General features: G+C 72.9%; 11 protein-coding genes. 2 read left to right on the top strand and 9 right to left on the bottom strand.

Annotated elements, in window-relative coordinates; translation table 11 throughout:
• Window positions 1–88: 88 nt before the first annotated feature.
• Window positions 89–694 (top strand): response regulator transcription factor, encoded by a 606-nt coding sequence (locus tag AB0I82_RS12735; RefSeq protein ID WP_363257218.1) that lies wholly within the window; start codon window positions 89–91, stop codon window positions 692–694.
• On the opposite strand, the gene AB0I82_RS12730 is transcribed toward AB0I82_RS12735, so the two are convergent.
• The 8 genes from AB0I82_RS12730 to AB0I82_RS12695 form a co-directional block, all read right to left on the bottom strand.
• A complete protein-coding gene (locus AB0I82_RS12730; RefSeq protein ID WP_363257217.1) occupies window positions 624–2,483 on the bottom strand; it encodes an ABC transporter ATP-binding protein in 1,860 nt (619 codons plus the stop codon). The genes AB0I82_RS12735 and AB0I82_RS12730 overlap by 71 nt on opposite strands.
• Window positions 2,480–4,219 carry an ABC transporter ATP-binding protein gene (locus tag AB0I82_RS12725; RefSeq protein ID WP_363257216.1) on the bottom strand — a complete coding sequence of 580 codons (1,740 nt, stop codon included), beginning with the start codon at window positions 4,217–4,219 and terminating at the stop codon, window positions 2,480–2,482. Before AB0I82_RS12725 ends, AB0I82_RS12730 begins: the two co-directional genes overlap by 4 nt.
• A 67-nt stretch (window positions 4,220–4,286) precedes the next feature.
• On the bottom strand, window positions 4,287–4,403 hold the full coding sequence (locus AB0I82_RS12720) for a SapB/AmfS family lanthipeptide (protein WP_107053937.1): 117 nt from the start codon (window positions 4,401–4,403) through the stop codon (window positions 4,287–4,289).
• Window positions 4,400–7,051 (bottom strand): class III lanthionine synthetase LanKC, encoded by a 2,652-nt coding sequence (gene lanKC, locus AB0I82_RS12715; protein WP_363257215.1) that lies wholly within the window; start codon window positions 7,049–7,051, stop codon window positions 4,400–4,402. Before lanKC ends, AB0I82_RS12720 begins: the two co-directional genes overlap by 4 nt.
• Window positions 7,052–7,216: 165 nt before the next feature.
• The gene (locus tag AB0I82_RS12710) at window positions 7,217–8,200 is read right to left on the bottom strand and encodes a DUF6114 domain-containing protein (RefSeq protein WP_363257723.1); all 984 of its coding nucleotides are present in this window, start codon (window positions 8,198–8,200) and stop codon (window positions 7,217–7,219) included.
• Window positions 8,201–8,244: 44 nt separating this feature from the next.
• The gene (locus tag AB0I82_RS12705) at window positions 8,245–8,862 is read right to left on the bottom strand and encodes a DUF6230 family protein (RefSeq protein WP_363257214.1); all 618 of its coding nucleotides are present in this window, start codon (window positions 8,860–8,862) and stop codon (window positions 8,245–8,247) included.
• 173 nt (window positions 8,863–9,035) lie between these two features.
• Complete coding sequence (locus AB0I82_RS12700; protein ID WP_363257213.1) at window positions 9,036–10,301, bottom strand: glycoside hydrolase family 18 protein; 1,266 nt, start codon at window positions 10,299–10,301, stop codon at window positions 9,036–9,038.
• A 64-nt stretch (window positions 10,302–10,365) separates the two neighbouring features.
• Window positions 10,366–10,542, bottom strand: a complete 177-nt coding sequence (locus AB0I82_RS12695; RefSeq protein WP_363257212.1) for a hypothetical protein — start codon at window positions 10,540–10,542, stop codon at window positions 10,366–10,368.
• A 50-nt stretch (window positions 10,543–10,592) separates the two neighbouring features.
• Between AB0I82_RS12695 and AB0I82_RS12690 the strand changes: the two genes are divergently transcribed.
• Window positions 10,593–11,765 (top strand): acyl-CoA dehydrogenase family protein, encoded by a 1,173-nt coding sequence (locus AB0I82_RS12690; RefSeq protein ID WP_363257211.1) that lies wholly within the window; start codon window positions 10,593–10,595, stop codon window positions 11,763–11,765.
• A gap of 132 nt (window positions 11,766–11,897) precedes the next feature.
• Here the strand turns inward: AB0I82_RS12690 and AB0I82_RS12685 are convergent, their stop codons facing one another.
• Complete coding sequence (locus AB0I82_RS12685; RefSeq protein WP_363257210.1) at window positions 11,898–12,323, bottom strand: hypothetical protein; 426 nt, start codon at window positions 12,321–12,323, stop codon at window positions 11,898–11,900.
• Between the last annotated feature and the right edge of the window lie 96 nt (window positions 12,324–12,419).

Here is a 12,419-nt window from a genome sequence, read left to right as displayed (position 1 = left end):
GGTGGCGCGCTGGCCGGGCATCTGCGGGCAGAGCTGGACATAATTCTTGAGGGGGTCCGGAGAACGGTGCCGAGACCAGGGAGCGACAGTGATCCGTGTTCTTCTCGTCGAGGAAAACGGGCTGCTGCGCGGAGCGCTCGCCGCTCTCCTGACCCGCGAAGCGGACTTCGAGGTCGTCGCGCAGGGCGGGGGAGACGGCCAGGTCCTCGCGCGGGCGCTCTCCTACCGCCCCGATGTGGTCGTCATCGACGTCGACGCCCACCAGGACGAGGCGCTCGCCACGGCGGGCGAGCTGTGCCAGCGGCTCCCCGAATGCCGCACGCTGCTGGTGGCGGGGTCACCGGCGCTGGAGCGGCTGCGCAGCGTACTGGCCCTGCGGCCGCCGGGCCTCATCGGGAAGGACGCGCCCTCGGACCGGCTCGTCGAGGGCATCCGCAAGGTGGTCGGCGGACAGCGCTACGTCGACCCCGGGCTGGCGATGCTGGTGCTCGACGCGGCGGCGGACCCGCTGACGCCGCGGGAGCGGGAAGTACTGCGGCTCGCCGCCGACGGCCACCCCGGACAGGAGATCGCCGACCGGCTGTCGCTGTCCGTGGGCACGGTCCGCAACCACCTCTGCGCGATCACTCGGAAGATCGGGGCGCGGAACCGGATCGACGCGATCCGGATCGCCCGGGAGTCGGGCTGGCTGTGAGCCCCGGTTTCCCGGCCGCGGAACCGGATTTCCCGTCTGTCGAACCGGCATCCGCCCCGTCCTCCCAGTGCCCGACGAGGTCCCGGTAGAGAGCCGAGTCCGCCATCAGCTCCGCATGCGTCCCCAGGGCGGCCCGTGCGCCGTCCAGCACCATGATCCGGTCGGCCCGCAGCGCCGAGCTGATCCGGTGCGCACACACGATCAGCGTGCCCGGGCGGCGGGCGAACGCCTCCTCCGCGCGCGCCTCGGCGGCCGGGTCGAGATGACAGGTCGCCTCGTCCAGCAGGAACAGCTCGGCCGGCGGGAGGTAGGAGCGGACGAGAGCCACCAGCTGTCGTTCCCCGGCCGACAGTTCCTGCTGGTCCACGGCCGCGTCATAGCCGCCCAGCCGGTCCACCAGCGGCCGGGCGCCGACCTCGTCCACCGCCGCGTCCACCACGGCCGTCGAGACACCCGGCGTCAGATAGGTCAGGTTCTCCCACAGCGACCCCGCGAACACATACGCCTCCTGCGGGATCAGCACCCGGTGCCGGGCCGCCTCGCCGTCCAGGCACCCGATCGGTACGCCGCCCAGCCGGACGCCGCCGGCCCCCGGCGCGAGCACGCCGGCCACCAGCGCGGCGAAGGTCGACTTCCCCGCCCCGCTCGGCCCCACGACGGCCAGATGCTCGTCCGGCCGCAGTACGAGGTCGAGCGCGTCGATCACCGGCTCGGCGGAACGCGCGTAACCGAAGGTGACACCGCGCAGCTCGACGCCGGAGTGCTGGGGGCGGTGGGACGGACCACCGGTCGTGGGCTCCACCGATGGACCGCCGCCGGCCGCGGGCTCCGCCGACCGCCCCCCGGCCACCCCCGCGATCCGTCCCAGCGTCACCAGCAGCCACAGCCCGCTGTCCGCGATCCCCCGGACGAGGCTCTGCAGCGCGGGCTGGAGCCCCTGCGACACATACGTCACCGCGCCCAGCACCGCACCCGCCGTCACCCCCCGCTGCACCAGCCACGGGGCCCCGGCCAGGACGAGAACGAGCGGCAGCCAGCCGCCGACGGCCAGGGACGCGGTCCGTACGGCCGTCATCCGCGCCAGCGCCCGGGTGGCCCGCGCCGCCGCGTCGATCCGTTCGCCCGCCCGCTCCCGTACGACGTCCTCCCCGCCGCACGCCACCACGTCCCGCAGCCCGCCGGTCACCTCGCTCGCGGTCTCCGCGACGCGCTCGTCGGCCAGCATCACGTCCCGCTGGCGCGCGGCCATCGCCCGCAGCGCCCCGACGAACAGCGCGAGCCCCGCCAGGAGGGGCGGCAGTACGAACAACAGGAGGGCGGGGTCCAGGGTGGCCAGGCCGAGCAGCGCCCCCACCGCGGAGGCGGTGAAACTCTGCACGAACATCACGACAGCCGCGTACGCCTCCCGGGCGATCTCCACCTGTTCGGTCAGCCGCGCCACGCCGCCGGTGTCGCTCGGCCGGTCGGCGCCCGCCGAACGGCGCAGCGTGCCGGACGCCACCAGGGTGACCAGTTCGTCCCGGAGAGGTTCGACGACCGCCGCGAGCCCCAGCGTCGCGTGGTGCGTCGCCCACGCCCCGATCCCCACCGCGACCGCCAGCACCCCCAGCCAGGCGAAGCCCGTCCCGGCCCGCCCGGCGAGGAAGCCGTCGTCCACGGCGCGGGCGATCACCCATCCGGTGAGGAACGCCGGCACGGCCTGCACCAGCGACCACCCCGCGAGCCGTACGAACTCCCGGCGCCGTCGGCGCAGCGAGGACCGCAACAGCCCCGCGGCCGGGCCCGTCACGCCACGTCTCCGGCGCTCGCGGCGGCCTGCGCGCCGGGGCCCGCGCCGGGCGGATCCGGCTGGAACGCTGCCCGATACCCCGGCTGCGACCAGAGTTCACGGTGGGTGCCCTGCCCACGGACGCCGCCGCCGTCCAGCCAGACGACGTGGTCGGCCCGCGCGGCGGTGGACGCCCGGTGGGTCACGACGAGCCGGGTGCGCCCCGCCAGGGCGCCGGTGAGGACCTGGCTGATGTGGTGCTCGGTCACGGTGTCGAGGCTGGCGGCGACGTCGTCCAGCACCAGCACCCGCCCGGCCTGCACGAACGCCCGCGCCAGCCCGACCCGCTGGGCCTCACCGCCGGAGATCGGGGCATCGGCCGGCCGGGTCGCGTACCCCTGGGGCAGCCGCCGGATGAAGCCGTCGGCCCGGGCCGCCGCGGCCGCCCGCACCACCTCGCCGTCACCGCTCGGCCGCGGCCCGAAACCGATCACGTCGGCGAACGTCTCGCCGAGCAGCACCGGACGCTCGAAGCCGTACGCCACCGCCTCGCGCAGCGCCGGCCTGCCGAGATGACGCAGTGGCACGCCGTCCAGCAGCACCTCGCCCGCGTCCGGGTCGGTGAGCCGCCCGGCCAGCGCGGCCAGTACGGACTTGCCGGACCCGGACCGGCCCACGACCGCGACCAGGGCTCCGCCGGGGACGGTCAGCCGCAGATCCTCCAGGACGGTGCCGTTCGGTCCCCGTACGGTGACGCCGCGGAACTCCAGCGTCCCGGGGCCGTCGGGCAGGCGCTCGCCGCCGTACGCCACCGGGGGTTCGGCGAGCACCTCGGCGACCCGGCCCGCCGTCGCCCGGGCCAGGGCGAGCCGGCTCGCCGACGACACCAGGGAGCTGATGCCGGTGGCCAGTACGACGTACTCGCCGGCCGCGAGGACCTGGCCCGGTGTGATGCGGCCGTGCGCGAGCTGCAGACCGGCGACCGCGAGGACGGCGACCTCCAGCAGCGGGATGACCAGCGCCTCCCGCCCCGAGACCCGCGCCAGGACCTGCCACATGCCGGCCCCGTGCCGGCGCAGCTCCGGCAGCGGGCCGAGGACGCGGCGCACCTCGCGGTCCACGGTGCCGGCCGCGGCGATCGTACGGATCCCGGCCAGCGCGTCGACGAGCCGGGCGGCCAACCGACCCTGCGCGTCGTAGTAGCGCTCGTTGATGTCGGAGGCGTCGCGGACGAACGTCCGCACCAGGGACAGCACGACGGGCAGCCCCACCAGGAAGGTGAGGCACAGCCAGGGATCGATGAGGGCCAGCGCGACGACCGCGCCCACCGGGGGCACCAGGTCCATCACGGCCCACACCAGGGTCGACGCCACCTGCCCGGTCCGGGCGGAGTTGCCGACCAGCCGGCCGACCAGGTCCCCGGCCGTGAAGCGGCGCGTGGCACGAATGCCCAGGTCCAGTACGTGCCGCAGGAGGGTGTGGCGCAGCCATGCGGTGGAACGCGCCTCGGCCAGCTTTCCCACCAGGTCGTCCAGCAGGTCGCACACCATGAGGACGACGATCGCCGCGATGCTGAGCGTCAGCCAGACGGCGGTGTCCCCGCCCGCGAGTACGGCGTCGACGGTGCGGCCCATGAGGGCCGGCAGCACGGTGTAGACACCGGCGAGCAGCAGTGAGGTGGCCAGCATGGCGGGCACCCAGGGCCCGCCCCGCCGCGCTGCCGCCAGCAGCAGCCGGTCCGCGGCGCGTCGGTCCATGGCCTTCTCCCTGTACGCAGACGCGAAGGGGCGGGGACGCCTTGCACGCCCTCGCCCCTTATTGCTTTCAGCAGAGCAGCAGACTCAGCTGGCTGGTGCCGCCGCAGTACTTGCTGGCGCCACTCCTACGCGGCCTGCCACCGTGGTGAGCGGTTTCCATGCCTTGCAGATCCAGGATCGTCATGTCGTTTCACCTCCGCACTTCTTCTCCATGGGGACGGGGTCGGATTGGCTTGTGGGCCCGGGGTGCCGGGCGTCGCGCGGCGCGGCGAGGAAGGGCAGCCGCACGGGGGAGTCGTGGAGGGCGGCGCCGAGCGCCAGCAGTACTCCGGCGCTGCCGGTGCCCAGGTCCATGGAGAGCCGCAGCAGCTGCTCGCCGGGGAAGGCGAGCCGGCCGTCGTGCACCACGGCGTACCGGGCCAGCCGGCGTATCTGCTCGGCGACGACCGGGTCCCGCTCGGCCGCGGTCCCGGCGGGGTGCGCGCGGCTGAGGTGGAGGATCATCCCGGCCAGGCCGTCGAAGAGGCCGGGCTCGACGTAGAACCGTCCCTCGGCGGCGCGGCGGATCGCCGCGGCGGCCGCCACGAAGCCCTCGTTCCTCCGATGGGCCAGGAAGTCGTCCAGGACGAGGCCGATGCCCACGCTGCCGTCCGCGAGGTACGGCATCGTCCGCCAGCCCTCATTGACTTCCATTACCCCGTCCTCGTCGCGGATCAGGCACCGGCGCAGGTCCTGCCGCAGCGCCGTCGCGGCGAGATCGAGGAACTCCGGATCGCCCGTGTGCTCGTACCACCGGAGGAACAGCAGCGCCGGGCCGGACGAGCCGCGCAGCAGACCGGCGTACGGCTGTCCGCCGCCGCTCACCTCCGGTACGGCGTCGGCCGGGCCCAGTCGGGCGGCCACGGCGTCCACCGCTTCCCTGGCCGCGTCCTGCAGGACCGGCTCGCCGGTGACCGACGCGAAGTGCAGGAGATTCAGGCCGATGCCGGACAGCCCGCCATGGAGGTCGAGGCCGAGCCGGAGCCACTGCTCGCCCGCGCACTGGTCGAGGATCTTCAGCGCCTCGTGCCGGTGCCCGAGGTGGTCCAGGGCGTACGCGACGCCGTGCAGCCCGTCGTAGAAACCGAGCAGGGAGCCCGGCTCCGGGCGCAGGGCGCGCCGGATCAGCCAGTCCTCGTGGCCGGGGTGCCGGCCGGCGCCCGTCACGTCCAGCGCGTACAGGACTCCGGCAGCGCCGTACGCCATGCCCAGCCCGCCGCCGGGCGAGGTGAACTGCTCGATGTCGCCGGGGAAGAGCCGGTCGTCCCGCTCGGGCGTGGCCGACGCGAGGATGGCGCCCGCCAGCTCGTCGCGGGCCGCGGCCCAGCCCTCGCGGTCCGGGCGCAGCCGCGGTTCGGCCGCCGCTCCGGCGGGCGCCCCGCCGTCGCCGGTGAGGGTGCGTACCGCCGCGTCGAAGAAGCCGTCGGGAACCGGGAACGTGCGGGCCGCCTCCCGGGCGAGCTGTGCCGCCTTGCCGGGCGCCAGCGCGAGCAGGCCCGTCAGCGGCAGGAAGAGGAAGAGTTTCAGGCAGGCCAGGGCGTAGTCGTCGACGGCCGGGCCGTGCAGCTCGCGCGGCGCCGTGAACCCCTGGGCGCCGAGGGCCTGCCGCTGCCCCGCCGCGGCGTCCGCCGCCCCTTCGAGGTCGATCAGCACCACGCCGCCGTCCGGGCGCACCATGATGTTCGACGGCTGGAGATCACCGAGGACCACCCCGCGCGCATGCACCGCGCCGACGGCCCGCGCCACGCGCTCGTACACGTCCAGGGCCCAGGCGGTGTACGCGGCCGTCTCTGCCTCGTCCGCTCGCACCAGAGTGAGCGGGTAACGGTCGACGAACTCGTCGTTGAGCTCCGTCCCTTCGACGAACTCCTCGACCAGGAAGTGGTGCTCACCCCGTACGAAGTGGTCGTGCAGCGCCGGCACGCAGTCCAAGCCGCGCAGCCGCTCCAGCATCTCCCGCTCGCGCTCCTGACGGGCGACCGCGTCCCGGCCGTCCGGCGTGAGTCCCGCGTGCGGGCGCGCCTCCTTGAGCACCACACGGTCACCGGTGCGCACGTCTTCGCCCGCGTAGATGCCGCCGCCGTTCGAGAAGTGCAACGCGCTCTCGAAGCGGTAGGGCAGGTCGGCCAGGGCGGCGCCGCTGCCGCGCGCCGCGAGGTGCGGGGCGAGAAAACCGGGCAGCGGAGCCCAGTCGGGCACCTGGAAGGTCGGCGTCCGGACATCCGGCACCAGCCGGCCCTCGCCGTCCTCCATCGCGGGCTCCACCTCGCCGTCCGCGGAGACGCAGTACCGCTCGGCGAAAGCGCCGTACCGGACGTACAGCGGGCCCTCGCCCCAGCGCAGATCGCTGAGGATGTACGGCCCGACCTGGCCATCGAGGATGGCACCCAGCTCGGTCAGTACCCGCTCCAGCTCCGCTTCGTCGGCCGGGTAGAGGGTCATGAATTTGCCGCTCGAACCGCGGTGCGCGTACTTGGCATTGGCGATGAGCAGCGTGTCCTTGCCCGGCAGGAACTTGAAGGCGATCCGGCGCGGGAGACAGTATTCCCAGACTGTGGTGAGGATGTCCGCGGCGTTGTCGAGACACGCCGAGACGTGGATCTTCCAACCCTGGAGGGGGAGCGTGCCACCGGCGGGGCGGAACACGATCCAGTCGTCCAGCTCGGCGCGCCGCCAGCCGTGCGGGGCCGGACGCCGGGCCTGCGCGAAGGCGGTCTCGCCGCCCTGGGCGCGCGCCGGCGCGTCGTAGAAGTGCGGGTCCATCAGGCAGTAGACCTCGTAGCGCTTGTCCACTGACCCTCCCGGCGGGTCGGTGCCGCGGGACATCCCTGCGGCCTCTATTTGCGACCATCGCAGAGTTGCCCCGCGCGGAACAGCACCGTCCGTCACGCGATCCACGGTAAAAACGCACGACTCACCCATGACATTTGTACTGGTCGGACCGCCCTCGGCCAGGAATCAGGCGGCCGGCGGCACCGGTCCGTCCGCGCGCAGCCGCAGACCGTCGGCGACGATCAGATCCGAGGTGACCAGCGCCTGCTCGGCGGAGACATCGGTCATGTACACGAAGGGCGGCACCAGCGGGGGCACGGGCAGCCGGTCCGGGGTGAAGGTCAGACAGAGCACCCCTTGCACGCAGCCGCGGAATTTCGTCAGGTACAGCGTGACGTCGCCGCTCAGCTCCAACGACGTGGCGCCCAGCCCCAGTTCGTCGCTGCCGTCGCGGGTGAGGAGGCGGTAGTCGGTCAGCGAGGCGGCCTTCATCTTCAGCACCATCGCCCGGACGGGGCCGCGCGCGGTGGGCACATTCGCGACCCCGGCGAGGGTGAAGCCCTTGGGCGCGAAACGGCTGGTCGTGACGGTGGGGACGGCGGCGGGAGCGGGAATACCGGGGCCGGCGGCGCGAGCCTCGGTGGCGGGCGTCCCCAGCGCGGCGAGAAGGGCGGCGGGCAGGGCCACGGCGAGGGTGGTGGACGCGCCCGTACGGCCCGTACCGCCCCTACCGCCCGTACGGCCCGTACCGCCGGTCGCCGGGGCCGCCACCGCCTCGTCCCGTACCGCCTCGTCCCGTACCGGCGTCCAGCCGAAGCCCATCGCCGCGCCCGCGATCCCCAGCCCCATGCCGACCAGGAAGCCGCCGAGATTGGTCGCCGCGAACGAAATCACGGACAGAATGAGGGCGTTGATGCTCACGTAGTGCCGCGCGGACGGGGCGTACCACAGGAACAGCCCGGCCACGATCAGGGCCAGCCCGATGCCGAGCGCCGCGAGCCCGCCGAGCCCCAGGCTGACCAGCACGCCGAGCGGGGAGAGCGGGACGAGCAGCAGCTCGGCGCCGCCGAGGACGAGCAGCAGCCCGGCCCAGAACGGTCGCGTCCGCCGCCACCGGCGGAACCGTGCCCGCGCCTCGGGCCAGGGCAGCCGCGCTGCCGGCGCCGTCAGCCGTGCCGTGAGTGCCGTGAGTGCGGCCGGCGGCCGGGGGCGCCTCAGAAGCACTTCTCGCCGTCCAGGCTGACGCCCAGCTTCAAGCCCTTGAGGCGGAAGTTGCCGCCCGTGGCCGACCAGGCGTGCGACCGCACGCCCGCGACCTCGATGTCACCGGCCTGCAGCCCGAACTTCCCCTTCGGGCCGCGGATGCCCGGTACTTCGTCCAGCGTCGAGGCGTCCCGGCCGATCTGCGCCGTGCCGAAGCGCGCGTCACCGACCAGGTCCTCCCCGTCGATGACGAGACTGTCCGCGGTGACGGGCCCCGCCTTCCCGCCCGCGGTGAGCTTGAAGACGACCGGCCCCATCGGCGTACTGACCTGCGCCGACTGGCAGATGTCGGAGAGCTGTGCCTTACCGATGCCGAGCAGGGCCACGGGGTGCCCGGTGCCGTCGGCGGAGCGGTCGGTGTGCACGTACGAGGCCAGCCCCTCGCTGGTCAACTTGCCTGAAGCCACCTGGAAGTTGGTGCCGGAGACGGCGAACGACGCGGCGAGCACGCCCTGCGCCATCACGGTCGCCAGCGCCCCGACGGCCAGTACCGCCGGCACGGCCACGGCCGCGCTCTTCCTCCAGGACGTGCGGCCTTCTTCCGGTACGGCCCGCTGATTCCTGCCCACTGCTTCCTCCCGGGGGAGCGCTCGGTCATGGCGGTACGGTCACAGCGCTGACGTGCGGTTACTTGCGGTAACGAAGGTAGCTGACGAGAGGTTAGGGCCGTTGTTGACGGTGCGTCAACAGTGCGGCACGACGAAGGGGCGGGCGGCCGAAGCCACCCGCCCCAGACCGCCGGTTAGTTGATCGCCTTGATCAGCTCCCCGTTCGCGGTGTCCCCGCTGAGCTCCCAGAAGAACGTGCCGCCCATGCCCTGCTCGTTCTTGAAGTTCATCTTCGTGCCGATGGTCTCCGGGGTGTCGTAACTCCACCACTGGTCACCGCACTTGGCGTATGCGGTGCCGCCGACCTTGCCGGTCGCCGGGCAGCGGCCCTTGATGTCCTTGTAGTCCTCGATGCCCGCCTCGTACTTGGCCGGCGCGGCGCCGGTCGCCGTGCCGCCCGGCGCGTCCTGCGTGACGCCGCTCCAGCCGCGCCCGTAGAAGCCGATGCCGAGCAGCAGCTTGTTCGCCGGGATGCCCAGGCCCTTGAGCTTCTTGGTCGTGTCGGCGGTGTTGAAGCCGGCCTTCGGGATGCCGTTGTACGAGGTCAGCGGCGAGTGCGGGGCCGTCGGACCCTTGGCGTCCCAGGCGCCGAAGTAGTCGTACGTCATGGGGTTGTACCAGTCGACGTACTGCGCGGCGCCCGCGTAGTCGGCGGCGTCGATCTTGCCGCCGGCGGAGGCGTCGGCGGTGATCGCCGCGGTCACCAGATTGCTGCTGCCGAACTTCGCGCGCATCGCCTTCATCACGTTCGTGAAGGCGGTCCGGCCGCTGGTGTCGCAGGTGAGGCCGCAGGCGTTGGGGTACTCCCAGTCGATGTCGATGCCGTCGAAGACGTCCGCCCAGCGCTTGTCCTCGACCAGGTCGTAACAGGACTGCGCGAACGCCGCCGGGTTCTTGGCGGCCTCGGCGAATCCGCCGGACCAGGTCCAGCCGCCGAAGGACCAGATCACCTTGAGGTTCGGGTGCAGTGCCTTGAGCTTGCGCAGCTGGTTGAAGTTGCCGCGCAGCGCCCCGTTCTCCCAGGTGTCGGCCTTGCCGTCGACGCTCTGCTCGGCGGTGTACGCCTTGTCGTAGTCGGCGTACGCGTCGCCTATCGCGCACTTGCCGCCGGTGACGTTGCCGAAGGCGTAGTTGATGTGGGTGAGCTTGTTCGCCGAGCCGGAGGTCTCGATGTTCTTGACGTGGTAATTGCGCTGGTAGACGCCCCAGTTGGTGAAGTATCCGACGACCTTGCTGCCGGCCGCGGTGGTCTTCGCGTCGGCCGTGGTGGCGGCGGCCGCGTTCAGTGAGGTGGGTGCGGCGGTCGCGGTCGCCGGGACGAGTGCGGTGGCGCCCAGTGCTGCCGTACAGAGGGCGGCGGCGACGGCACCGAGCCGCCGGCGGAAGTGCGGTCTGAGCATGGTGTCTCCTCGGAGGGGGGTCGGCGAGGGCGTGCTTGACCTGACGGAGGAGAAGGTAGAAGGACTAGACCAACTGGTCAATGGTTTGGACCAATTTCCCGCCGGAGAAGAAGCCGATCAACCGGTGATGGCAGCCGTCCGATCGGGCATACTCCAAGCGCCACAGCCGCAGGTCACCGCCTTCCGCGACCCGGAGGGCGATCATCAGCGGCACAGTGAACAAAACGGTGGTACGGGCCACACCCCCAGGCGCGCGCCGCCGCAACGCCCGACAGGGAGGAGAGCGCCGCCATGACCGAGTACGGCCCCCGGCCCGTGGACCGCAGGCTGCCCACCGACGAGGCACGCCAGCTGATGTCACTCGTACGGGACTTGGCCGCCCGGGAGATCGCCCCGCGCGCCGCCGAGGAGGAGGACGCCGGGCGCTTCCCCCGCGAGACCTTCACCCTGCTCTCCGAATCCGGGCTGCTCGCGCTCCCGTACGCCGAGGAGTTCGGCGGGGGCGGCCAGCCGTACGAGGTCTACCTCCAGGTCCTCGAAGAGCTGGCCGCCGCCCGGCTCACCGTCGGCCTCGGCGTCAGCGTCCACACCCTGGCCTGCCACGCGCTCGCCGCGTACGGCACGAAGGAGCAGCGCGCCGAGCACCTGCCCGCGATGCTCGGCGGCGGGCTGCTCGGCGCGTACTGCCTCTCCGAGCCCGCCGCCGGATCGGACGCCGCGTCCCTGACCACCCGCGCCACGCGCGACGGAGACAGCTGGATCCTGAACGGCACCAAGGCGTGGACCACGCACGGCGGCATCGCCGACTTCTACACCGTCCTCGCCCGCACCGGGGGAGCGGGCGCGCACGGCATCACGGCCTTCCTGGTCCCCGGCGACGCCGAGGGACTGAGCGCCGCCGCACCCGAGCGCAAGATGGGCATGAAGGGCTCGCCCACCGCGCAACTGCACTTCGACGGCGTACGGATCGGGGACGCGCGCCGGCTCGGCGAGGAGGGCCAGGGCTTCGCCATCGCGCTGGACTCGCTGGACTCGGGCCGACTGGGCATCGCCGCGTGCGCCGTGGGCGTGGCGCAGGCGGCCCTGGACGAGGCGCTGGCGTACGTCGCGACGCGCCGTCAGTTCGGCCGCCCCATCGCCGACTACCAAGGGCTGCGCTTCATGCTCGCCGACATGGCCACGCAGGTGACGGCCGGCCGGTCGCTCTACCTGACCGCGGCCCGGCTGCGGGACGAGGGCCGCCCCTTCACCAAGGAAGCGGCCATGGCCAAGCTCTTCTGCTCGGACGCGGCGATGCGCATCACGACCGACGCGGTCCAGCTGCTCGGAGGGTACGGCTACACCGCGGACTTCCCGGCCGAGCGCTATATGCGCGAGGCCAAGGTCCTGCAGATCGTCGAGGGCACCAACCAGATCCAGCGGATGGTCATCGCCCGGCAACTGGCGGGCCCGGAGTCCCGCTGACTGCACAGTCCCGCTGACGGCACGTCAAAGGCGGGACTGCGGAAGGCGGGCGCTCATCGAGCGGCAAGAGGGTGCGAGTGAGTCGGGCGGCTCACTCGCACGGTGATTTCGCGGTTGCCGGTCCGCGGCGCGTCAGCGGTGACGGCGCATCAGGGGGACGCGCACCGGACGGGAGCCGGGACCGCCCACGTGGGAGAACGGCTGGGTGCGCCAGTCCAGACCCGCCGGGAGCGTCAGCAGCATGCCGCTGTCCTGCTCCTGGGGCTCCCGTGCCTCATCGGCGGAGGCCGTCTCGGCCACGCTCCGGCCGGACCCCTGGCAGACCGTCAGGCCGAAGGGGTTCCAGGGCGAGGAGCAGACCGCGTGCTCGGGCAGCGTGTCCTCGTCGGCGAGCAGCGCGATGGGCTGCCCGCAGTCCGGGCAGCTGACGCGGTAGAGCTCGACGGTGTCGAAGGCGTCGAAGTCGTCGTCGCGGAAGTCGTCGCGGAAACTGTCGCCCTCCTGGGCGGCGGTGTTCTCCAGCGTGGATTCCTGCTTCGGGCGTCGCATGATGTCCATCCCCCTCGGGTGGGCTGCGAGTACCGCCATCTTCCTGTGTTGGGCGGCCTCGACCACCACGAGCATTTCCCTGCCTCTCCGCTGCATAATCTCGGC

The organism is Streptomyces sp. NPDC050315 (genome assembly GCF_040655775.1).
Taxonomy (GTDB): domain Bacteria; phylum Actinomycetota; class Actinomycetes; order Streptomycetales; family Streptomycetaceae; genus Streptomyces.
The sequence above is the reverse complement of the archived record's forward strand: the minus strand, read 5'-3'. Positions and strand labels throughout refer to the sequence as shown.